The 23,684-nt window shown below is 41.3% G+C and carries 24 protein-coding genes; 10 read left to right on the top strand and 14 right to left on the bottom strand.

Translation table 11 applies throughout. The features are described 5' to 3' along the window. Positions 1-155 precede the first annotated feature (155 nt). The 7 genes from H5125_RS19775 to H5125_RS19745 all read right to left on the bottom strand — a co-directional run bounded on the left by H5125_RS19775 (position 156) and on the right by H5125_RS19745 (position 6,942). Positions 156-716: a YqgE/AlgH family protein gene (locus tag H5125_RS19775; RefSeq protein WP_101086414.1), complete on the bottom strand. Its 561-nt coding sequence runs from the start codon at positions 714-716 to the stop codon at positions 156-158. A gap of 33 nt (positions 717-749) precedes the next feature. Continuing rightward, complete coding sequence (yciH, locus tag H5125_RS19770) at positions 750-1,079, bottom strand: stress response translation initiation inhibitor YciH (RefSeq protein WP_059744130.1); 330 nt, start codon at positions 1,077-1,079, stop codon at positions 750-752. 364 nt (positions 1,080-1,443) lie between these two features. Then, positions 1,444-2,457, bottom strand: a complete 1,014-nt coding sequence (gene hemH, locus H5125_RS19765) for a ferrochelatase (RefSeq protein WP_101086413.1) — start codon at positions 2,455-2,457, stop codon at positions 1,444-1,446. Between the two features lie 276 nt (positions 2,458-2,733). Further along, the gene (locus H5125_RS19760) at positions 2,734-3,267 is read right to left on the bottom strand and encodes a glutathione peroxidase (protein WP_101086412.1); all 534 of its coding nucleotides are present in this window, start codon (positions 3,265-3,267) and stop codon (positions 2,734-2,736) included. Between the two features lie 127 nt (positions 3,268-3,394). Beyond that, positions 3,395-4,498: a hypothetical protein gene (locus H5125_RS19755; RefSeq protein WP_182745085.1), complete on the bottom strand. Its 1,104-nt coding sequence runs from the start codon at positions 4,496-4,498 to the stop codon at positions 3,395-3,397. 281 nt (positions 4,499-4,779) lie between these two features. Continuing rightward, positions 4,780-5,892 carry a PilT/PilU family type 4a pilus ATPase gene (locus H5125_RS19750; protein WP_182745084.1) on the bottom strand — a complete coding sequence of 371 codons (1,113 nt, stop codon included), beginning with the start codon at positions 5,890-5,892 and terminating at the stop codon, positions 4,780-4,782. A 12-nt stretch (positions 5,893-5,904) separates the two neighbouring features. Continuing rightward, positions 5,905-6,942, bottom strand: coding sequence for a type IV pilus twitching motility protein PilT (locus tag H5125_RS19745; RefSeq protein WP_059744125.1), 1,038 nt, complete (start codon positions 6,940-6,942; stop codon positions 5,905-5,907). A gap of 27 nt (positions 6,943-6,969) precedes the next feature. On the opposite strand from H5125_RS19745, the gene H5125_RS19740 reads away from it, so the two are divergent. From H5125_RS19740 to H5125_RS19705, 8 genes are all read left to right on the top strand, one after another. After that, positions 6,970-7,656: a YggS family pyridoxal phosphate-dependent enzyme gene (locus H5125_RS19740; protein WP_182745083.1), complete on the top strand. Its 687-nt coding sequence runs from the start codon at positions 6,970-6,972 to the stop codon at positions 7,654-7,656. Between the two features lie 448 nt (positions 7,657-8,104). Next, positions 8,105-8,923, top strand: coding sequence for a pyrroline-5-carboxylate reductase (gene proC, locus H5125_RS19735; protein ID WP_101086408.1), 819 nt, complete (start codon positions 8,105-8,107; stop codon positions 8,921-8,923). Positions 8,924-9,158: 235 nt separating this feature from the next. After that, positions 9,159-9,707: a YggT family protein gene (locus H5125_RS19730; protein ID WP_101086407.1), complete on the top strand. Its 549-nt coding sequence runs from the start codon at positions 9,159-9,161 to the stop codon at positions 9,705-9,707. Positions 9,708-9,727: 20 nt separating this feature from the next. Beyond that, complete coding sequence (gene yggU / locus H5125_RS19725) at positions 9,728-10,027, top strand: DUF167 family protein YggU (protein WP_101086406.1); 300 nt, start codon at positions 9,728-9,730, stop codon at positions 10,025-10,027. Between the two features lie 113 nt (positions 10,028-10,140). Beyond that, positions 10,141-10,539 (top strand): DUF4426 domain-containing protein, encoded by a 399-nt coding sequence (locus H5125_RS19720; protein WP_242445147.1) that lies wholly within the window; start codon positions 10,141-10,143, stop codon positions 10,537-10,539. A gap of 408 nt (positions 10,540-10,947) precedes the next feature. Beyond that, positions 10,948-11,634, top strand: coding sequence for an RdgB/HAM1 family non-canonical purine NTP pyrophosphatase (gene rdgB, locus H5125_RS19715; protein WP_182745082.1), 687 nt, complete (start codon positions 10,948-10,950; stop codon positions 11,632-11,634). Beyond that, positions 11,635-12,774 (top strand): radical SAM family heme chaperone HemW, encoded by a 1,140-nt coding sequence (gene hemW, locus H5125_RS19710; RefSeq protein ID WP_174839647.1) that lies wholly within the window; start codon positions 11,635-11,637, stop codon positions 12,772-12,774. Positions 12,775-12,975: 201 nt separating this feature from the next. Continuing rightward, on the top strand, positions 12,976-14,832 hold the full coding sequence (locus H5125_RS19705) for a DUF885 family protein (protein ID WP_101086402.1): 1,857 nt from the start codon (positions 12,976-12,978) through the stop codon (positions 14,830-14,832). A gap of 454 nt (positions 14,833-15,286) precedes the next feature. Here H5125_RS19705 and H5125_RS19700 read toward each other — a convergent pair whose 3' ends face one another. The 5 genes from H5125_RS19700 to trmB all read right to left on the bottom strand — a co-directional run bounded on the left by H5125_RS19700 (position 15,287) and on the right by trmB (position 19,925). Then, on the bottom strand, positions 15,287-16,228 hold the full coding sequence (locus tag H5125_RS19700) for a LysR family transcriptional regulator (protein ID WP_101086401.1): 942 nt from the start codon (positions 16,226-16,228) through the stop codon (positions 15,287-15,289). 410 nt (positions 16,229-16,638) lie between these two features. Beyond that, positions 16,639-17,451: a YggN family protein gene (locus H5125_RS19695; RefSeq protein ID WP_101086400.1), complete on the bottom strand. Its 813-nt coding sequence runs from the start codon at positions 17,449-17,451 to the stop codon at positions 16,639-16,641. A 474-nt stretch (positions 17,452-17,925) separates the two neighbouring features. After that, a complete protein-coding gene (glsB, locus tag H5125_RS19690) occupies positions 17,926-18,840 on the bottom strand; it encodes a glutaminase B (protein WP_101086399.1) in 915 nt (304 codons plus the stop codon). Between the two features lie 6 nt (positions 18,841-18,846). Next, positions 18,847-19,173, bottom strand: a complete 327-nt coding sequence (locus H5125_RS19685) for a YggL family protein (protein WP_101086398.1) — start codon at positions 19,171-19,173, stop codon at positions 18,847-18,849. 35 nt (positions 19,174-19,208) lie between these two features. After that, positions 19,209-19,925: a tRNA (guanosine(46)-N7)-methyltransferase TrmB gene (gene trmB / locus H5125_RS19680; protein ID WP_101086397.1), complete on the bottom strand. Its 717-nt coding sequence runs from the start codon at positions 19,923-19,925 to the stop codon at positions 19,209-19,211. A gap of 234 nt (positions 19,926-20,159) precedes the next feature. Between trmB and mutY the strand changes: the two genes are divergently transcribed. Together mutY and H5125_RS19670 are read left to right on the top strand one after the other, a co-directional pair. After that, a complete protein-coding gene (gene mutY / locus H5125_RS19675) occupies positions 20,160-21,233 on the top strand; it encodes an A/G-specific adenine glycosylase (RefSeq protein WP_182745081.1) in 1,074 nt (357 codons plus the stop codon). A gap of 34 nt (positions 21,234-21,267) precedes the next feature. Next, positions 21,268-21,546: an oxidative damage protection protein gene (locus H5125_RS19670; protein WP_101086395.1), complete on the top strand. Its 279-nt coding sequence runs from the start codon at positions 21,268-21,270 to the stop codon at positions 21,544-21,546. 89 nt (positions 21,547-21,635) lie between these two features. Here H5125_RS19670 and H5125_RS19665 read toward each other — a convergent pair whose 3' ends face one another. Next, positions 21,636-22,211 (bottom strand): YceI family protein, encoded by a 576-nt coding sequence (locus tag H5125_RS19665; RefSeq protein WP_101086394.1) that lies wholly within the window; start codon positions 22,209-22,211, stop codon positions 21,636-21,638. 102 nt (positions 22,212-22,313) lie between these two features. Then, a complete protein-coding gene (locus H5125_RS19660; RefSeq protein WP_182745080.1) occupies positions 22,314-22,871 on the bottom strand; it encodes a cytochrome b in 558 nt (185 codons plus the stop codon). Between the last annotated feature and the right edge of the window lie 813 nt (positions 22,872-23,684).

Raw genomic sequence — 23,684 nt, 5'->3', positions numbered from 1 at the left:
CCCTAGCAGGACGCAGTCCGTCCTAGAAGCGCAGCGACCCTAGCAGGACGCAGTCCGTCCTAGAAGCGCAGCGACCCTAGCAGGACGCAGTCCGTCCTAGAAGCGCAGCGACCCTAGCAGGACGCAGTCCGCCCTAGAAGCGCAGCGACCTATTTTTAAGCATGTCCGACTTGGCTCGACATTTGCCAAATATCAAACCCGAGCTGTTGGGTAGCCATTAGCCACATTTGTTCAGGCTCAACGTTAAATAATAACTCTGGTGTCGCTTTAATCGTCAACCAGGTGTTGTCGGCAATTTCTTGTTCAAGCTGGTCTTTACTCCAACCAGCATAACCTAGCGCAACAATAAAATTTTCGGGTGATTTATCAGAACCAATCGAGGCTAATATATCTCGCGAGGAGGTTAACATAGTCTCTTCGCTAATTTCAGTGCTGTTAACCCAGTGCTTTTGAGGCGTGTGTAACACAAAACCACGTTCGGGGGCGACAGGGCCGCCAATGAGCACTTGACTGTCTAAGGAGAATAAAAACTCTGGCGATAGATAGAGTTCCATTTGTTCAAGCAGATCTTCAACCTCAACACCGATTGGACGGTTAACCATTAAGCCCATGGCACCTTTTTTATCATGCTCACAAATGTATATCACCGAGCGCTCGAAAAATGTGTCATCTAATGATGGCATTGCAATTAAAAAGTGGTCTTTGAAATTATCCATATGCTATCCCCAATAGTGTTTTAGCGTTTTGTATTATCCACCCGCTAATTTCACAGTGAAATTTAACTTTTCTAATATGGATTTTATTTGTTCGCGATTGTCAGTTTGTACTTCAATGCAGAAGTCTTTCACTGTACCACCGCAGCCACATTGTTTCTTCAATTTTTGCGCAAGGTCTTTTAAGGCTTTTTCATCTAATTCGAGCCCTTTGATCACACTTACGCCCTTACCTTTACGCCCTTTACTGTCTTTATGGATCCGCACTATACCGTCGCCAGTGGGTACTTCAGCTTGTGGCTTTGGCTGATCAATACGACCTTTATCAGTGCTATAAACTAATGCGATATTGGGATCTATTCTCATATTATTTCTTTAGCAGTAAAACATTATTTGAGTTTAACAAATCATAAAAGCAGAGGCGAGGATATAAAGCTAAAAGCGTAGGGACTGGGACGCTTCAAAAGCAACAGCCTAGAGCGCTGCGCTGCTAGGACGCTACGCGGCTAGAGGCTATAAAATCAAAATATACAGCAAAGAAAGAGCCGGTAACAAGCGATGACGAGCGAAACGAGTAACAGCCTAGCCGCATAGCGGCCTAGGATCTTAGCAGCGAAGCTGTCCCTAGCAGTGACGAAGTCACGCCCTAGAAGCGCAGCGCACTATCCGCGTAGCGGCCTAGGATCTTAGCAGCGAAGCGCCCTAGCAGTGACAGAGTCACGCCCTATAACTATAGAAAAGGTTTTACCAGATTTGCCATCATATTGATGTGGTCGTCGTTGTCATTTAAACATTCAATGTATCTGAAGTTTTTGCCGCCGGCATCTTCAAATACGTGACGATTTTCGCCTTTGATTTCTTCTAAGGTTTCTAGGCAATCGGCGCTAAATGCTGGGCAGATGACGGCGATGTCGGTAATGCCTTTGGCTGGTAGGCTGGCGATTGTTGCGTCGGTATAAGGTTGTAACCATTTAGCCTTGCCAAAGCGAGACTGGAATGTTGCAACGTAATCGTCTTCACTTAAGCCTAATTTTTCGACCACTAAACGAGTCGTTTTCAAGCAGAAACAGTAATAGGGATCGCCTAAATGCAAATTACGCTCAGGCATACCATGGTAAGACATCACTAGTTTTTGCGGTTTACCGTGCTGATCAAAATCTTTTTGGATAGATGCTGCAAGCGCATCAATAAGATCAGGGTTGTCATGGTAGGTGTTTATAAAATGCAGTGCAGGGATATATCGCCATTTCATTAATTCTTTAGCTAAAGCATCAAATGCTGAACCCGTTGTTGGCGCAGCATACTGCGGATATAAAGGCAGAACAACTAGGTTATCTACGCCTTGTTTATGCATAGCTTGTAAGGTGCTCGACGTTGATGGCGAACCATAACGCATCGCTAAATGTACACTTGCATCGAACCCTTGCGCTTGAAGATGTTTGGCTAGTTTGGCTTGTTGACGTTGGCTGATAGCCAGTAAAGGAGAGCCCTCGTCGGTCCAGACTTGTTTGTATAAGGCTGCTGATTTAGCAGGACGAATACGTAAAATAATCCCATGAAGAATAATCATCCATATCAGCTTTGGAATTTCGACTACTCGAGGATCCGCCAAAAACTCAGCTAAATAGATGCGAACAGCTGATGCAGTAGGTGCATCTGGTGTACCTAGATTCAATAATAATACACCAGTTTTGCCACGAGCTTTGTGGCCGGTGTCTTTATCTAACCCTGAAAATCTAGCCAAAGTATCTTCTCCGTTATTGATATGGATTTATAAATACAGCTCACTTTGGATATCTCATGAGCTTAAATCAAAATTGTATCGCATTCATTTAAAACAAAAAGAGCGCTAGGTATCGATTTTATCATCAAATTAACCCGCACTCGGCAAATATTTATTTACCCTAGCTAACTCGCTTAGGTCATTCTATTTAGTCGCTCTATTAAGTCGCTCTATCTAGTCGCTTTATTTATCCGCTTTATTTAGTCGCTAAGCTAAACGGCCCTGTTTAGCTAACGATTACAAAACTGATTCAATCGCTTTTTTCAATTCTTCGCTATCAGGTTTCACACGAGAACTGAATTGTTGTACGGTTTGGCCATCAGCGGAAACTACGTATTTGTAGAAATTCCATTTAGGTTCGCCAGTTTTGTCGCCTAAGTATTTAAATACTGAGTTAGCCTCACCGCCTCTAACAGGTGATGTTGCCACCATGGTAAACGTAACACCATAATTAATGAAACAAACATCGGCAGTTTTAGCTTCGTCTTTTTCTTCTTGGAAAAAATCATCTGATGGAAAGCCAATCACTACTAAACCTTTGTCGGCATATTGTTTGTGTAATGCTTCAAGTGCTTCAAACTGAGGGGTAAATCCACAATGGGATGCAGTATTAACGATTAATACGGCTTTGCCTTGGGTGAGTTCACATAAATTGACGTTTTCTGTTGAGTGTAATTTACGAGCGTCAACATTGAGATAATCAGGACAATTTGCAGCCACGGAGCCAAAACTTAATCCCAATAAGCCAATTGCCGTTAGGTATTTAATCATTGTTAGTTTGTCCTTTACTCAAAGTTTATAAGAATAGATAGAAATAGGCACCGATAAACGAATTTATCGATGCCTATTAGGTATCACAGGACTGTACGAAGTACTGCTTTTTTCAGATCATAAATGATTAGAAATAAAAACCAATATTAATATTTAAACGTGAATGCCATGATGTATCACCGTTATCGATACCAACACCTGCACCATCAACAAACCACATATTTTTACCGGCAATCCAATCTACATAAGAATAAAATTTACCTGCAGTGATGGCAACACCAGTCACATTCTGGATAGAATCATCAAGTCCTTGACCCGATGCCATTACCTGGCTGTAATCGTTGTAAAAATTTAAATTAGTGATTGGTCCCCAATCAACGTCAAACGATTTAGCAATGTTAACGGTAGCAACATCGGCTTCAGCAGCAATTTCAAATGGATATTGAAATGCACTCAACGCAATACGTTCACTGTTGTCTATATCATAGTCATAATGAATATATTGTAATTGTAATTGCCATTGTTTCCAGTCAAGTTGCCAATGCGCTGCAGCGGCAAGGCCATTGGTGTCTTCACCTACTACGGTAGCTGCATCAGCCATAAAATCTAATTGGCTGTATTGTAATGAACCACCTAACTTATGACTGACTTCACCAGAAGTAAATTCACGTTCAACTCGAGCATTGATTTGTCCTGCCTCTTCATATGGTGAATCGGCTGTGGTGGCCGCATCAAATGAGTAACGATCATAATTAGAACCGTCGCCAATTTCGTCATTAACAAAATAAGCTAAATCATAGCGCCAACCATCTTGTTCATTTTTGTAATGGATACCAGCATCGTAATCATCTTCAAAACCAAGATAATAGGTTGCGCCGAACCAAAATGAATGAGCAGCATAAGGCAATAAACCAAATGGGACCTGGGTTACACCCACTTGCACTGATTGGGCGTCATCAAATTGATAACCCATGTAGGCATGATGCACTACGTCCATGTTTTCATACCAACGATACTGAGCTGAGGCGAATAAGCCATCTTTGCTCTTGTAATTAACGTCAGCACGGAACAATTCAAACTCAAGCTTGGCGTTGTCGTCGTAATCTTTCCAACCGTAGTTCACCCGAACTGCACCGCCAATATCAACTTCATCGGTGACAGGTACAGCCGATGCCGAAAGCGGGAGTAAGATTAACGAAGAAAAGACGGTGATTTTTTGCCATAACTGCATGAAACATCCTTGAAAGAACAATGTTATAAAGCGTGATAAAAATGAGTAACGTATAATGTGTTTATACGGATAAGGTTACTAAATAAAGGTTTTAATGTACTTTTGTCATCGAAATGTCCACGACAACAGGAGTAATTATAACAATGATAACGACCATGATAACAAAAAAAGGCCGTAAGATGTTACTTACGACCTCTCATAACCAATGGTTCGATTGATAATCCACTCATTTATTAGCTCAAAACATCACTAATTCACTCATTTATTGGCTCAAAACATCACTAATCCATGTCGAGAGTAATGCCTTCCATTGATCCTGAAGAAGTAGCTTCATTATTTCGCAATTTAATCATTAAACGTAAATCGTTTGGCGAGTCGGCATGATGTAATGCATCGGCGTAACTAATCTCACCCTCTACATATAAATCTAGCAATGCCTGGTCAAAAGTTTGCATGCCTTGTTCGCGTGACTTACCCATGGTTTCTTTCAGTAAATGCAACTCATTTTTAGCAATCAAACTGGCCACTCGAGGGGTATTAATTAACACCTCAATGGCGGCGCGGCGCCCAGTGCCGTCTGATTTCGGAATAAGCTGTTGCGCTACGATGCCACGTAAATTTAACGACAAATCAAACAACAGTTGATTATGCTTACTTTCCGGTACTAAATGCATAATGCGATCGAGTGCTTGGTTAGCGTTGTTTGCATGCAAGGTTGCCATGCATAAATGACCCGTTTCGGCAAATGACAACGCAAACTCCATAGTTTCTTGAGTACGGATTTCACCAATCAGAATGACATCTGGCGCTTGACGCAAAGAGCTTTTAAGCGCGGCATCAAATGAGTCGGTATCAATACCCACTTCACGCTGAGTAATAATACTTTTACGATGGTTATGCACAAACTCAACTGGGTCTTCAATGGTCAGAATATGTCCGCGAGCATGAGCATTTCGATATCCCACTAGCGCAGCCAACGAAGTCGACTTACCAGTACCGGTACCACCCACCATAATGATAAGACCACGCTTACTCATGACCAAGTCTTTCAAAATAGGGGGTAGCTTTAGGTCATCAACTTCAGGTATTTGGGTTTCGATACGGCGCATAACACAACCGGCTGATTCGCGTTGCCAAAAGGCACTGACACGAAAACGACCTAAATCTTTGGCTGCAAATGCAAAGTTACACTCACTAGTGTCGTGAAATTCTTTCTTTTGAACGTCACTCATCAACGACTCAACAAACACTAATGATTGCTCTGGTGTTAATCGATTATCGGATAGTTGACGTAGCTCTCCGTCGATTTTGGCACTGGGTGGAAAACCAGCAGTGATAAATAAATCAGACGCCTTTTTTTCCACCATCATATTTAAAAACGGACGAACATCCATGATCCCAGTTCCTTAGAAATTAGCTTGTTTATTCGAACTCTTCTGCATCGCATCTTCACGGGTAATTAACCCACGATTAACTAAGTTTTGCAGACATTGATCAAGGGTTTGCATACCGTGAGACATACCCGTTTGAATAGCTGAATACATTTGTGCGACTTTATCTTCACGAATAAGATTTCGAATCGCTGGGGTGCCCATCATGATTTCATGAGCCGCCACTCGCCCACCACCAATTTTCTTGATCAATGTTTGTGAAATAACCGCCTGAAGTGACTCAGACAACATGGTACGAACCATGCTCTTTTCACCTTCAGGGAATACATCGACTATACGGTCAATAGTTTTGGCAGCTGAAGTGGTATGCAAAGTACCAAATACTAAGTGACCCGTTTCAGCAGCAGTCATAGCTAAGCGAATGGTTTCGAGGTCGCGCATTTCACCCACAAGAATAACATCCGGATCTTCACGTAATGCACTTCTTAGGGCTGCATTAAAGCTATGTGTATGTTTGTGGACTTCACGCTGGTTGATTAGACATTGCTTGTTTTGGTGTACGAATTCTATCGGGTCTTCAATGGTTAAAATATGGTCATGTCGGTTTTCATTTACATAATCGACCATCGCAGCCAATGTGGTTGATTTACCCGAACCAGTAGGCCCGGTTACTAATACTAAGCCACGTGGGAAACTGGCGATTTTTTTAAATATTTCTGGTGCGCCCAATTGCTCAAGAGACAAAATGTCAGAAGGAATGGTACGAAATACCGCGCCAGCGCCACGCGACTGATTAAAGGCGTTAACACGAAAACGCGCTAGATTAGGCACTTCGAATGAAAAATCGATTTCTAGATGTTCTTCATAGTCTTTACGTTGTTTATCATTCATGATGTCATAGACAAGACTATGAACGCCTTGATGATCTAACGCAGGTAAATTAATTTTTCTTACCTCACCGTCAACGCGGATCATAGGAGAAACGCCTGCTGAAAGATGTAGATCTGATGCTTTGTGTTTTACACTAAAGGCGAGTAATTCAGTGATTTCCATTGTAGAGACATCCATTTAACCAACATTATGACAACAATAGCAGACAGAATATCAATCGCCCAGAGTAGAATTAGTCAAGCGGCGCAAAAGTGTTCACGTTCATCGGCCGAAATAAGCCTATTAGCAGTGAGCAAAACCAAACCGATCAGCGACATCATTGCCGCTTATCAAGCGGGGCAACGTCTATTTGGTGAAAACTATGTCCAAGAAGGCGAAACTAAAATTACTGCCTTGCAGGCTGATTACCCAGATATCGAGTGGCATTTTATTGGCCCGTTGCAATCGAATAAAAGCAAAATTGTTGCCGAACATTTTGATTGGATGCATACCTTAAGTCGCGCCAAAATTGCTCAACGTTTGCATGAGCAACGTCCAAATAACAAGCCGCCATTAAACGTGTGCATTCAAGTCAATATAAGCCAGGAACAATCTAAGTCGGGCGTTAATCCTGAGGATGTCGCCACGTTAGCACTTACTATCGCCTCTTTAAGCAATCTTAAGCTGCGCGGATTAATGGCTATCCCAACCGCGACTGATGACGTAAAACTTCAACAACAAGAATTTAGCCAATTAAAGCAACTTTTTGACCAACTTAAGCAGCAATATCCTAGCGTCGACACTTTATCAATGGGTATGAGCGGCGACATGGACATCGCCATCGCTAACGGATCAACCATGGTACGCATTGGCAGTGCGATCTTTGGTGAAAGATAAAATCAACAGCCTAGAACGCTTCGCTGCTAGGTCGCTTCGCGGCTAGGTCGCTTCGCGGCTAGATGCTATAAAATCTATAGCAACAGCCTAGAACGCTTCGCTGCTAGGTCGCTTCGCGGCTAGATGCTATAAAATCTATAGCAACAGCCTAGAACGCTGCGCTGCTAGGTCGCTTCGCGGCTAGATGCTATAAAATCTATAGCAACAGCCTAGAACGCTGCGCTGCTAGGTCGCTTCGCGGCTAGATGCTATAAAATCTACAGCCTAATCGCGAAGCGACTCAATCTTAGCAGCGAAGCTGTTCCTAGAAGCGAAGCGCTCTATTCGCGCAGCGGCCTAGCAGGACGCAGTCCGCCCTAGAACCTAGAAGCGTAGCGTCCTAGGGCTGAATTAGGTAACATACACTGCAATTGGACATAAATTCACTCTTTAATTGGATACAGACTTAATGACTCAAGCAAAAGTATGTTTTATCGGTGCGGGCAATATGACTCGTAGCATTATTAGTGGCTTAGTTAAGCATGGCTATCCTAGTGACCTTATTCATGCAACCAATCCAAGCAAGGGTAAATTGGATGCGTTGCAGCACGATTTTGCGATTCAAGTTTCCCACGATAATCATGCAGCTGCACAAACTGCCGATGTCATCGTGTTAAGCGTAAAACCTCAATTAATGGCAACGGTTTGTGAAGACTTAAGTTCACTGGATTTAGCCAATAAGTTAATCATCACTATCGCTGCAGGTATTCCAGCATCTCGTTATCAAGTCTACTTTAAGCAACCTATTAAACTTATTCGCACCATGCCTAATACTCCGACTCAAATTGGCTATGGTATGACAGGTATTTATGCTGATAACAGTATTTCTGCCGAGCACAAAGGGATTTGTGAAACTTTAATGCAAAGCGGCGGTAAAGTGGTTTGGGTTGATAAAGAAGCGGAATTAGATCAAGTGATAGCCCTTGCAGGCAGCTCTCCTGCTTATTTTTTCTTGTTTATCGAGTCTATGATCGCCTCTGGCGTCAACATGGGTATGGCTGAAGACAAAGCAAGACTCCTTGCTGAGCAAGCTGCCTTGGGTGCTGCGCAGATGGTGATACAAAATCAACAGTTATCAGTAACCGAACTGCGTCAAAATGTTATGTCAAAAGGCGGTACTACGGCTAGAGCTGTAGAAACATTCCAACAAGGCGGTTTAGTCGAATTGGTCGATAAAGCCATGACAAACTGCGTTGCTAGAGCCCAAGAAATGGCTAAAACATTCTAACGTTATGAGATGAACGATTATTTAACTTACGGTTAACCTCTTTGGTGTAAAATAGTTGCGTAAAACTAAGCTTATAAACACCAAATCTGAGTGATAATCCGTTATATTGTTAACTCAGTTAGTCGTACAGTTAAATATTGACGCAGTTAATTTCAGTGCTAATTCACACTCTAATCTGCGATCTAATGTAATTACAAGATTAAGCACTAAATCACATCAACGTAAGGCAACATACATGAATGCAATGAGTTTTTTAGTCAACACTCTGTTTGACTTATACCTAATGATCGTCATTCTTCGTTTTTGGCTACAGCTTGCAAGAGCGGATTTTTATAATCCATTTAGCCAATTTGTGGTTAAAGCGACACAACCGATTATCGCACCAATGCGTCGACTATTACCGTCTGTAGGACGTTTTGATACTTCATCAATGGTACTGGCACTGATTGTCGTGTTGGTCAAAATGTTAGTGCTTACTTTCATTGCAGGGGCAACTGTAGATATTGTTACCTTGTTATTATTCTCAGTGATCTCTGTCGTAAAACAAGCTGGCGTGTTACTTTTTTGGATGTTACTTATCCGCGCAGTATTGAGTTGGTTCAACCAAGGTTATAACCCAATTGTGATGGTGATGACCCAATTAACAGAACCTATTTTAGCGCCAGTACGCAAAGTGCTACCCGCTATTGGTGGCTTAGATCTATCTGTATTAGTGGTATTTATTGCGATGAATTTCATTAATATGTTGTGCGCGCAATATATCCCGTTTTGGTCAATTATTTAGATGTCGAACAAATCTAACTAATGAATCCAGTCAGCTATATTAACGATGAGCAGCAAGGTGACTTGCTGCTTTTTGTGTATGTACAACCCAAAGCCAGCCGCGATCAAATTGTCGGTTTGCACGGTAACGAATTAAAAATAGCTATCACAGCGCCACCGATTGACGGTAAAGCAAATGCTTATCTGTCTAAATACCTTGCAAAAGCCTGTAAAGTGGCTAAAAGTCAGGTTCATATCCTTAAGGGTGAACAAGGTCGTCATAAGCAAATTAAAATATGCCAACCGCAGATTATTCCGCCTGAAATAGCCGCCCTTTTGTGACTGTTTCTCCTATAATAACGTTATAGCTCATGCCCGCTAAGGACTAAATTATGTTCCAATCATTGCGTTTATGTCGCCCATTATTACAAATATTATTGTTGTCACTGATAACGATGACCAGTATCGGCTACGCTCAAGCAGAACAAAAACAACAAGTTGGTAATTTTGATATTCATTACATGGCGCTTAGTAGCACCTTTATTACCCCAGAAATAGCAAAAACCTACGGAATAGAACGCAGTAGTTACAATGGATTGGTGAACATTACCGTGCTCAATACGAATCTAGAAGGACACCCAGCTGTCCCAGTTGAAATTTCAGGAATCGCCAATAACTTAATTGATGCCCGCGTAACTCTGGATTTTAAAGAAATTCGCGAAGGGAAATCCATCTATTACATCGCAGAAGTGCCTTATCGTGATGATCAAGATGTTAATTTTACCATTGCCATTAAGCACGGCAACCAGCTAAACACCTCATTGAAATTCAAACAAAAATTCTATGTAGATTAAATCATCGATAAAAAGCCTAGAGCGCTGCGCTGCTAGGACGCTTCGCGGCTAGATCCTATAAAATCAACAGCCTAGTCGCCCAGCGACTCAATCTTAGCAGTGACGAAGTCACGTCCTAGAAGCGAAGCGCACTATCCGCGTAGCGGCCTAGGATCTTAGCACCAAAGCTGTCCTTAGCAGTGACGAAGTCACGTACTAGAAGCGCAGCGCACTATCCGCGTAGCGGCCTAGGATCTTAGCAGCGAAGCTGTCCTTAGCAGTGACGAAGTCATGCTCTAGAAGCGAAGCGCACTATCCGCGTAGCGGCCTAGGATCTTAGCAGCGAAGCTATCCTTAGCAGTGACGAAGTCACGTCCTAGAAGCGAAGCGCACTATCCGCGTAGCGGCCTAGGGGGTAGTTAGAGTATAATGACGGCAAATTTACCCTCATCTAAAAAACTTATGCATACCTTAGTCAAACAACAAATTGTTCTTGCCAGTGGCAACAAAGGCAAACTTGCCGAATTTGATCAAATGCTGACAGCATTTAATATTGAAGTATTACCACAGAATCAATTTAACGTGACAGAGGTTGCAGAGACAGGCACTACATTTGTAGAAAACGCCATCATTAAAGCTCGCCATGCCGCTGAAATAACCGGTAAAGCTGCAATTGCAGATGACTCAGGTATTGAAGTTGATGCACTACAAGGCCAACCAGGGATTTACTCTGCCCGTTATTCAGGAGCCAATGCAACCGAAACCAGCAATTACCTCAAGCTACTTGATGCATTGCAAGGCGAAACACTTCGAAGTGCCCGTTTCCAATGTGTACTGGTTTATATGCGTCATGCAAAAGATCCTACGCCTATTATTTGCCAGGCTTCATGGGAAGGGACAATCAACCATGCTCCACAAGGCGAGCAAGGCCATGGTTATGATCCCGTATTTATTCCGCTAGGTTTTGAGTGCTCGGCAGCAGAGCTAACTCGTGAACAGAAAAATGCCCATAGCCATCGAGGCAAAGCACTTGAGTTATTAGTGAGTGCCATGAAAGCTCAAGGTATCATTTTATCGAACAGTACATCGAACAATACTTCTGGCGGCCACCAATAAATGATATTGCAATTACCCCCACTTAGCTTGTATATCCATATTCCTTGGTGCGTGCAAAAATGCCCTTATTGCGATTTTAACTCCCACGGCCAAAATGGTGAGTTACCACAGCAACAATATGTCGACGCATTATTAGAAGATTTAAAACAAGACTTGGTGTATGTTCAAGGTCGAAAGGTGCATACCATTTTTATCGGCGGTGGCACGCCATCGTTATTTGATGCTAGTCAAATTCAACGCATACTTGAAGGCGCGCAAGCGTTAATCCCTTTTGAAGATAATATTGAAATCACCATGGAAGCCAATCCTGGCACATTAGAGCACGACGACTTTAGTGCTTACCGCGCAGCGGGTGTCACGCGCTTATCTATTGGGGTGCAAAGTTTTTCAAAAGAAAAACTTAATCTGTTGGGACGCATCCATAATGAGGATGAAGCCAAAGTGGCGGCAGAAAAAGCCAAGCAAGCAGATTATTTAAGTTTTAATCTCGACTTAATGCACGGTTTACCAAACCAAAGCTTTGACGAGGCCATGCATGATATCGACACAGCAACGGCTTTAGCTCCACCGCATCTTTCTTGGTATCAACTCACCATTGAACCCAACACCTTGTTTCATTCAAAACCGCCACAATTACCAGACGATGAAAACCTGTGGCAAATATACGAGCAAGGTCAGCAGCGCTTAGCGGCATTAGGTTATGAGCAATACGAAATATCAGCCTATGCAAAACCTGGATTCCAATGTCGCCATAATCTTAATTATTGGCAATTTGGCGATTACCTTGGCATCGGTTGCGGCGCCCACGGTAAAATCACCCTGCCCGGCTCAAATCGGATTGTACGTACGGTAAAAATAAAGCACCCTAAAGGCTACCTCGCTGCGGATAAATATACCTTTGAAACCACAGATGTCGTTGAAGAAGACCGCCCATTAGAATACTTAATGAACCGTCTAAGGTTGATGACTCCAATCCCTAAAACTGAATTTGAGCAGCGTACAGGCCAATCAGCTGAGGTAGTAAAACAAGGAATGCAAAAATCAATTGAACGGGGATTATTGACAGAAACCACAACGCATTGGCAATTGACGTCTAAAGGCCACATGTTTGTAAATGATTTGCTGTCTCAGTTTATTTAATTTACCAGTCGATTGAATAAAATAATATGACTCGCGGTTTTCTTTTTAAACCGTTAACTGTGAGTCAATAATCAAAAATCTGCTTCTAGCGCCACAATTTACTTACCTTAAATACACACTTTCTAACATTTCTATTCACACATTTAGGCAAAGCTTGATTAGGATATGCGCTTATAACTTAGGTACTTTGGGAAGATATCAATGTCTATTAAAACTAAAACAACTCTCGTTGCTGTCGCGTTATCAAGCTTATTAAGCGCATCAGCCATTGCGAACTTGCACAACATGCCGCAATTGAGCCAACAAGAAAGTACAGCGACATCAAGCCAACAAACTGAATCAGAAAAAGCCAACGTATTGTTTGAAGCCATTTTTATGGAAAATGTGATGGCAAATCCGGTTAACCAAACTTACCTGGGTATCAAACAAGATTACGGCAAGTGGAATGACTTGTCTGATGCTGCTGCAGATGCTGATTTAGCCCGCAGTAAACAGCAACTAATAAGATTAACTCGCCTTGATGCCAATAAACTAAATGAACAAGCTGCGCTCAGTTATGAACTGTTGAAGGCCAGCTTAGAGCACAGTATTAGCGACGATAAATGGCGTTATCACACCTATCCGATTAACCAAATGTATGGCGTCCATTCTGTGGTGGCTTCATTATTGATTAACCAACATCAAATAACCGATGAAAGTGATGCTAAAGCTTATATTAGTCGTTTGAACGGCATACCAACACTACTTGCACAATTAGAGACCTCATTAGAAATTCGCGCTAAAAAGCATATTATCGCGCCAAAATTTGTTTTCCCATATGTAATTTCCGATAGTAAAAACATTATCACTGGCGCCCCATTTACAGATACAGGAAAAGACAGCGCGTTATGGGCTGACGCGAACCGTAAGATAAATAAACTCGATATAACCGATGGCAACAAACAAGCCTTATTAGTCGAAGTAAAACAGGCTCTGCTTACTAAGGTAAAACCTGCCTATGAGCAGTTAATCACCTATACCAAGTCACTTGAAGCTCGAGCCGATACTCAAGATGGAGCCTGGAAACTGCCTGACGGAGAAGCGTTTTACAATAACGCCCTCGCCCGCACCACTACAACCGATATGACCGCAGACACTATCCATGATCTTGGCTTATCTGAAGTTAAGCGTATTCATGATGAAATGCGGGTCATTATGAAAAAGGTACACTTTGCCGGCAGCTTACAAGAGTTTTTTGTGTTCATGCGCGATGATAAGCAATTTTATTACCCAGAAACTGATGAAGGCAAAACGGCATATCTCGCCCAAGCAAAATCGCTGATCGATACTATGGAGTCTCGTTTAGACGAAGTGTTCACGATTAAGCCTAAAGCCGAATTAGTGGTACGAAAGGTAGAAGCGTTTAGAGAAAAGTCCGCAGGTAAAGCATTTTACGACCAACCAGCACCAGATGGTTCTCGCCCTGGAAGCTATTACGCTAATTTATACAAAATGGAAGCGATGCCAAAGTATCAGATGGAAGCGCTTGCTTACCATGAAGGGATCCCAGGACATCACATGCAAATTGCTATTGCACAAGAACTGCAAGGCATTCCAAAATTCCGTAAATTTGGCGGTTACACTGCTTATATTGAAGGTTGGGGACTTTACTCAGAATATTTCCCGAAGGAAATGGGCTTATATGCCGACCCATACTCTGACTTTGGTCGTTTATCGATGGAGCTATGGCGCGCATGCCGTTTAGTGGTTGATACTGGGATACACGCTAAAAAGTGGACTCGTGAGCAGGCTATTGCCTATTACGTTGAGAATACTCCAAACGCGGAGTCTGATGCGATAAAAATGGTCGAACGCCATATTGTTATGCCATCACAAGCGACTGCGTATAAAGTAGGTATGATTAAAATATTACAACTACGTGAGCAGGCTAAAAAGGCGCTAGGAGCCAAGTTTGATATTCGCGAATTTCATACTGTAATCCTTAAAAATGGACCATTGCCATTAGACATACTTGAAGAGCAAGTAAATAAGTGGATTAAGCAGGTTCAATCGCTGTAATTTTAAATCATTAATCCACTCGAAACATAAAACGGCAACCTGAGGTTGCCGTTTTGCTTTATCAATTTCCACAAAAAAATAACCCCAGAACAAAGTCTGGGGTAAACCAAATAAATTAGGATGATGGTTTTAAGGTTGGCATTATTTTAGTTCGAAAACCATTGCCAACACTGACTCAAAATTTGCTACCTTGCCGATTTGTACATCTCACTGAAAAGGGGTCATTTCTCAGAAAAACGTAGGGTTCAAATCATTTCGAATCAACTGAGTACTATTGTATTGATATCAGAACAGAGTTCAACTAGTTAACAAATGTAAATTGCTAAACCCTTGATTAGCAACTTACTAATAAACTAATCAATCAACACCTTAAGCACTTTAAAATCAGCAACTTAATACAAAGCCGCAAGGTAAGTTGCGGCTTTGTTCTAAATTTGAAATAATGTTTCCACTTTTACTTACGAAGTTTATACAAATGATCGAACTTAGCATCCCAATAAGGTGGGCTGCTGATGTGCGTTTTAATAAAATCAATGAACGCACTGACTTTTGGAGCTAGATGTTTACGACGAGGATACACTGCTTGTAATGGAAGATTGTGAGTCAACTGCCAATCAGGTAACAAAGGAATCAATGTCCCTTGAGCGATTTCATCTTCCATTAAGTAACTGGCTAAATAGACAATGCCTAAACCACTTACTGCGGCCGATTTCAATGCTGGCGCATTATCGACACGGAAATTGCCTGATACACCTATTTCGCAATAATCTTCACCCTTTTTAAATTGCCACATGCTGTGCTCATGCCACTCACCTTGATACACCAAACAATTGTGTTCAACCAATTGCTCTGGGCGGCTAATGTTACCATGTTGGGCAATATAACCCGGTGATGCGACTAACAAGAACTGACATTTCATTAACGGTCTTGCCACCATACCCAGCGGCAATTGCTCAGACATGGTTAACAATAGGTCTAAGCCTTCACTGACAACATCGACTTTATGATCAAGTAAGCTCACTTGTAGTTCAAGCTCTGGATGCCTTGCCATAAATGCTGGTAAAGCTGGAATAATGTGCATGGTGCCAAATGATTGTGATATCCCAACTTTTAGTACACCACGAGTTGCATCATTTAAGTTGTGAACACTTGAAACGGCCTGCTCTGCATCACGAAGAAGTTCTTCGCCTTGTAGATACAATAAATTGCCGGCTTCAGTAAGGCTTAAACTGCGGGTTGTTCGCTGAATAAGTTGCACACCAAGTTTATGTTCAAGATCTGCAACTTGAGTACTTACTTTAGATTTAGAAATGCCAAGACGTCTGGCTGCAGCACTAAAACTTCCTGCACGTGCAACATGAGTAAAAATTGCGATAGGTTCTAACAGTTCTAACATGAAAGTCGCCTTAAGCTGGTTACGACATTAATAAAAATTTCAGATATCTGTTAGCCATTGCTGGTAACTAAACCTTGCTTAGCATCAATATCGACACTCAGATATTATGATTGTTGCTGCCAAATGAGCATCAAAACAAACTAATATCTTTAATCAACACTAACAAATGAAGATTCTGAAATATAACCACATCTAAAGTAGAGTGTAATTTTGTAATAATTCTCAAGAGTATAACAAAAAAAGCCTCTATGGCTCTATATTTATAATTGACAATTTTTTTATCAGAACAAAGCAACACGAGCTATAGCGGTAAAGCAGCTAGAATTGGCCCCAAAAAAAAGCCCCTGTGTCTTCAAAAAGAGCACAGGGGAAGGTCAGGTGTCCGGGAAGACAGGTTGAACAAAATAAATTTACTCTTTTAGCTCGCCTAGCTTGGCCAATGTATAAGGTGCAAGTTCTGGTATGGATTTACGCACTTGGCTTTCTAACACTAATAATCCTTCAAAATTATCACAAATTTTATCGGCTCGTTGTTCAAGGCCTTGTGATTGCGACTCAAGTTGTTGCTCGATGTCTTTACCGACATTGTCCATTTTTTGTGAAAAGGTATTCATTTTTTCTTCAAATGAACCGCCTTCAGAAGACATGATCTGGCTACCTAATGTCATCATTAATGATCCCATTGAGTTGGTGACCATTTGTTCTATCTCTTGTTCAAACTCTTCATTAAATGCATGTTCAATTGAAGAGTCTGTTGAACCTAAATAAAACTTATCGCCTTGCTGATACGCCATGGTGTCAATGCGTGTTTGAATCCCTGTCATTAGCTTATCAATTTGGCTACCAGTGGCGTCGCCAAATATTGGGGTTAATGCCATATTGACTGCTTGAGATGCCATTACGACAACATCACCAACCAAATCAATTACCTCAGGTACTTGACGAGATAGCTCATCAGAATATTGAGTGAGTAGCGTTTGTTGTTTAGCGGTTAAGGTGACTTTTTTACCGTCTACATATAGTTGATCGAGTTCAACGCGATATTTCTCGGATCCATTATCACTAATCTGCAATTTTTTTGGTTCAACAGTAACGTCATAGTTTAATGTCACATTGCACTTTTCATCATTAATGGACATTTTTGCCATGGCGGGAGTTAGCGCCCCTACTGTGAATAACATGCTGGTTAACGCTACACTACAAATCAACTTCTGTTTGGTCATGATAAAAATCCTTTTGCTATACATATATCAATAATTAGCTCGTATATGAGCTTTATAAAGCACAAGCTATGCCAATAGTTATAACTACATGACTTTTAATAGATTAATGATAAAATAAGACAATATATAAGCTAATGAATATACAATAGCGGAAGTGTATTCGTAAAATAAACCAATAAATAGTCTATTTTACCAATCTCAATAATAATTAATCTATCTAGGGCCAGCTGAGCTTCAGGATGAATTTTACTGCAGTTTGTATTTTGCTAGACAAGTAAGCGTATACGACGTGTGGTTGTTCTAGATAAGTAAGCAATAACCTATGCGAAAAGAAGCCACTAAAACTGCCCAAGTGGGTAGTAAAATGACTTTTAAACGTTTTGAGTCAATATTATAGATTCAGATTTGATATACAAAGAGTGAGTACGTTAAGGTCGAACAACGTTAACCGCGAAAGATTAGCCCTTGTATAAACTAAAAAATTGAACGGCCTAACTGTTGGCTTAAATGTTCTAACATGGCTGTGCCCGCAAGCGAGTTACCATTATTGTCTAGCTCAGGTGACCACACACAAATAGACATATCACCAGGAATAACCGCAATAATGCCGCCCCCCACGCCACTTTTACCCGGCATACCTACTCGATAAGCAAACTCTCCTGCGCCATCGTATAATCCAGATGTCGCCAGTAATGCATTGAGTTGCCGAGTTTGCACCGGCGAAACTAAGCTGTCACCATCGAGTGTCTTACCGCGATTGGCCAAATAGAACATCGCGCGGGACAAATCAGCGCAATTCATTCTTAATGCACAATAATGAAAATAGCTTTTAAGTACGGTATTGACGTCGCCTTCAAAATTACCAAATGACTTCATTAAATAGGCAATAGATGCATTACGTGCACTAAACTGGAACTCAGAATCCGCCACAACTTTATCGTAGGCTAACGTCGGGTTCTGGCTCAATTGACGCACAACCTCAAGCATACGATGCTTAGGCGCCCCTAAACGGGCTTGCAACAAGTCAGCAATAACTAGCGCACCGGCATTAATAAAAGGGTTGCGAGGTTTACCGCGTTCTAATTCGACCTGTACCAGCGAGTTAAATGAATGCCCTGAGGGTTCTTTACCCACACGACTCCAAATTTCATCTTCGGTATATAAATTAAGTGCCTGAGTAAGGCTAAAGACTTTAGAAATACTTTGAATTGAAAAAGGCTCAAGGTAATCACCGGCACCAATTGTTTGGCCATCAAGGGTAGTAACGGCAATCCCTATTTTGTTAGGGTCAACGCAGGCAAGCGCAGGAATATATCCTGCAACCTTGCCTTTACCCAATAGCGATCTTACTTTATCGACGGCTTGTTGAAGTAATAATTGCTCAGGCAATTTAGCTTAACCCCACCAGATATCGTACAAATCACTCACTTCGAGGTTAGAAACTGGCTTGTCTTTCCAGAACGCATTCACTGCTGCGGTATCTTCATCAGTACATTTACCGATAGCTTGGGTAGCAATAATACCTTCCCATTGCTTGTGTCCACCACCGTGGAAACCTAATTGACGAGGTTCAATGACCTCAACAAGAAATTGATCAACTAAGTTATCAATATCTTCTTCAGATACAGACTCATCAAAAGTCCAGTTGATTTCAAAGCCTAATTCTTGAAACTCATCAACTCGTAATTTTTTACGTAAACGACGACTACGATTTTGCGCCATGGTGTATTCTCCGATTGCTGAAAGTGTAGTTGTGATTAAGCAGTACGCTCAAACATGATATCCCATACGCCGTGACCGAGTCTGTGGCCTCTTGCTTCAAACTTGGTAAGCGGACGATGCTCTGGACGTTCGACAACTGTACCAGTTGTTGATTGATTTTTATAACCTTCTGCTGCATTCATTATTTCTAACATATGCTCGCTGTAATTTTCCCAATCGGTTGCCATATGAAATACACCACCAATTTTAAGCTTACGGCGGATAAGTTGTACAAATTCAGCTTGTACAATCCGGCGCTTATGATGACGTTTTTTATGCCATGGGTCAGGGAAAAACAATTGTACGCGCTCAAGTGAACCATCAACAATGCTGTGCTCTAGCACTTCCATTGCATCATGATGATATACACGTAAGTTAGTCACTTCAGCTGCACCGGCATCAGAAAGACACGTACCAATACCAGGTTTATGAACTTCTATGCCAATAAAGTTTTGCTCTGGGGCAGCTTTTGCCATTTGGACTAATGATGCCCCCATACCAAAACCGATTTCTAACACGGTATCTGCATCGCGACCAAACACTTGAGTTAACTCCAATGCTTGTGGAGTATAATCAAGTCCCATTGCTGGCCAATGTGCTTCAATTGCTTGAGATTGGCCTTTGGTTAAACGGCCTTCGCGTAAAACAAAACTTCTGATTTTACGAATATACTTACCGTCTTCGTTAAATTCAGCTGTGGTAACGTCGCTCATCTTTGCCTCATTGTCTGCGTACTTTGTTGTGCTGTGTTACTAAATGTCTAACCGTTAGGCTGCCACTCTTTATCAACACATTACGCATTTGCTATCTGTGATAGATCAATTTTAAAATCAGTTGGGCATTATACCTAAACTCATTGCACATGTTTACGCTAATTTAGTGCAAACGTGTGATTTAAAATAGCAGTGCCACTTGTGTAATAAAATGGCTATGGCTACACTGCGCCCATGAAAAATCTGACTCCATTTTCTGAGCGTATCATCGCTTGGTATGACCTACATGGTCGTAAATCACTGCCTTGGCAGATCAATAAAACGCCTTACCGTGTTTGGGTGTCGGAGATCATGCTCCAGCAAACCCAAGTCGCGACGGTTATTCCCTATTATGAAAAATTTATGGCGCGTTTCCCCAGCGTGGTAGATCTTGCTAATGCTCATCAAGATGAGGTGCTGCATTTGTGGACTGGCCTAGGTTATTACGCCAGAGCACGCAATTTACATAAAGCAGCCCAACATATTCGTGATGCTTTTAATGGCGAGTTTCCTACTCAGTTTGATGATGTGCTCGCGTTATCTGGAATCGGTAAATCAACTGCTGGCGCAGTATTATCCTTGTCGCTCGGTCAACACCACCCTATTTTAGACGGTAATGTAAAGCGCGTATTAGCCCGACATGGTGCTATTGAAGGTTGGCCAGGACAAAAAAACGTTGAACAACAATTGTGGCAATTAACCGATACGTTCACACCTACCAAAAACGTTGAAAAGTTTAACCAGGCAATGATGGATATTGGTTCAAGTGTTTGCACTCGCAGTAAACCTAATTGCGCAGCCTGCCCTGTAGCAATTGATTGTGTGGCTCAACAGACGGGTCATCAAAGTCTATATCCCGGTAAAAAACCTAAAAAAGTGACGCCAGAAAAATCAGCTTTTATGCTGGTATTAGTCGACAACAGCGGAGATTCTGTAAAAGTTCAGCTTATCCAACGCCCACCTGCAGGTATTTGGGGGGGGTTATGGTGTTTTCCGCAATTTGAACAGCAAGCAGAATTAGAAGATTATTTAACGCTGCATAATTTGACAGCGTCAGAACAAGGGCTTGCTGGGTTTAGGCATACATTCAGTCATTTCCACCTTGATATTCAACCAGTATTAGTTGAACTATCTGTCGATCAAGCAACAGGCATCATGGAACAAACCTCGGCTCTCTGGTATAACATAGAGCAACCTGCGAAAGTCGGGTTGGCAGCCGCCACAGAACGTATTTTGGCTAATTTAGCCGTACTTTTCGCGACATATTAGTTTTTAGTGTAATTAAAGTTAGTAAGGAATCATCATGGCTCGCACAGTTCACTGTCAACACCTAAACAAATCAGCAGACGGCTTAGATTTTCAGCTTTACCCAGGCGAATTAGGTAAGCGGATTTTTGACAATATCAGTAAAGAAGCTTGGGGCTTATGGCAAAAGAAACAAACCATGCTCATTAATGAGAAAAAGCTCAATATGATGAATGTTGATGACCGCAAATTTCTTGAAGAGCAAATGACTCACTTTTTATTTGAAGGTAAAGACGTTGAAATTGAAGGCTATGTTCCACCTGCTGAAGATGAATAACCTAGTAATATAATAGATAACTATATTAAACAACAAAGCCGCTTAACTTAGCGGCTTTTTTTTGGTTATCAATGACTAAATCTGACAGATTATTGTTTAACGCCTTCCACTACCAATGCTAATTCAACGTTAGCAGAAGCTGGACCTAAATCCATTTTGACACCAAAATCTTTCATCGCAAAAGTGGTTGTGCCGCTAAAACCAGCACGATATCCACCCCATGGATCTTTACCTTCACCAATAGCAACGGCATCAATGGTTAACGGCTTTGTCACACCATTTAAGGTAAAGTCACCATTAATCACAAACTGGTTATTGCCTTTATCAACAATCGAGGTTGATGAAAAAGAGGCTTCAGGGAATTTACTGGTATTTAAAAAGTCTTCGCTGCGTAAATGCTTGTCACGCTCGGCATGATTAGAATCAACACTGTTAGTATTAATTTTAACATTCACTTTGCCATCTGCGACTTTGTCAGCATCGAAACTGAAGTCGCCAGAAAACTCATTAAAGCGCCCAACCACAAAGCTATAACCCAAATGGCTTACACTAAATTGAATTGATGCATGCGCACCTTGAGTGTCGATAACATAGTCGGCAGCATTAACAGCAACAGGTAACATAAACGTTGCACTGATAAGTGCTGCTATAAGGTGTTTTTTCATGGTTTTTTATTCCTTTAAGTTAATAACAAGTAGATATATAAAGAGGTATTGAGATATTCATCAAACATAACGGTTAAACAATTCAACGGTTAAACAATTCGATTATTTGCTAATACGATTTGGCATCAGCATTCTTTTAAGGGTGTTATCTTTATCAATAAAATGATGCTTAATCGCACCAGCTGCATGCAACACAACCAAGCCAATTAAGCTATAGGCAAGGTATTGATGTATTAACCCCGCTATATCAGCTTGATCATCAATAAAAGCATTAGGAAATGGCACGGCAAACCAGTCAAAAATCCAAATATCTCGACCATCGGCTGTCGAAATCATAATTCCTGAACTCATAATGAGTAACATTAGCGTATAAAGAACAGTATGTGCCCACTTTGCCAAGCGTTTTTCCCAAGGCTGATGATTCGATAATGGGCTCGGAGTGTGTGATATCCCTCGCCAAACTAACCTTAATAGCGTTAACCCAAGTAAAAGCAAACCGACACTTTTATGCAGATGCGGCGCAGTTTGGTACCAACTACTGTAGTAGGTAAGATCTACCATCCAATAACCAGCACTAAATAGACCAATAACTGCGATGGCGGACAACCAATGGAAAAAAATGGTTACTAAGCCATAGCCAGCTGAAGTGTTTTTTAACATGTCTTACTTTCCTCTAAAAAAGTCACAACATTTTAACGTTAATTTTAGGAAAGAAAATCAGTAAAAATAGCCGAAATCGTTCTATAAAATAGAAGTAACAGGTATTAAAATAGAGAACAACCAAATAATTAAGCAACTACTTATTAAACATGTCTCAATTGTAGTCACTAATTATCAAATAGCATCTAAGATGTATTGATCTTTCTTGGCTAAATATTTTCAAGATAAACGGCTTAGTTTTTTATATTAAAAGACAGCGCAGTGTTAGACATTAAGTCTCTAACTACGCTTATGCACTGTAACAAACATATTCTATAAAGATTAAACTGAACTCTTCGGGCAGCGTTTGTGGCTTCTTTCTACTGCGTTATCGCTTACTGTTTACTGTTTACTGCTTAATGCTTACTGAATAACGAATAACGAATAACGAATAACGGCATACCATAGCTCTGTCTGGTATCAATAGTCACCACAGTTAACGGTAAAATTGAGCTTGAAAGATCGTATGGCCTTAAATAACCATATCTGAAGCACCTCTATCCCGTTGAGTAAATGCCCTAGCATTTCAGCTCACATAAATTAAGATCAACGACGCTACAAAAAGTTCACTCATTTACATGTAAATAAGTTATTCATCAGCCTAACAACTCAAGCTTACCGTTCTTGAACTTGCAATTAAAGCGAGGACTGACGTGGTTTAATTGATACGACTAACCCAGTTAAGACATAATTGATTTAACTGGAGATTGAAATGACTAAACGTAAAACCTATTCAAAAGAGTTTAAGCTTGATGCCATTGCGCTGGTAAGAGA

Source organism: Shewanella sp. SR44-4, assembly GCF_014163715.1.
Classification (GTDB): Bacteria; Pseudomonadota; Gammaproteobacteria; order Enterobacterales; family Shewanellaceae; genus Shewanella.
The sequence above is the reverse complement of the archived record's forward strand: the minus strand, read 5'-3'. Positions and strand labels throughout refer to the sequence as shown.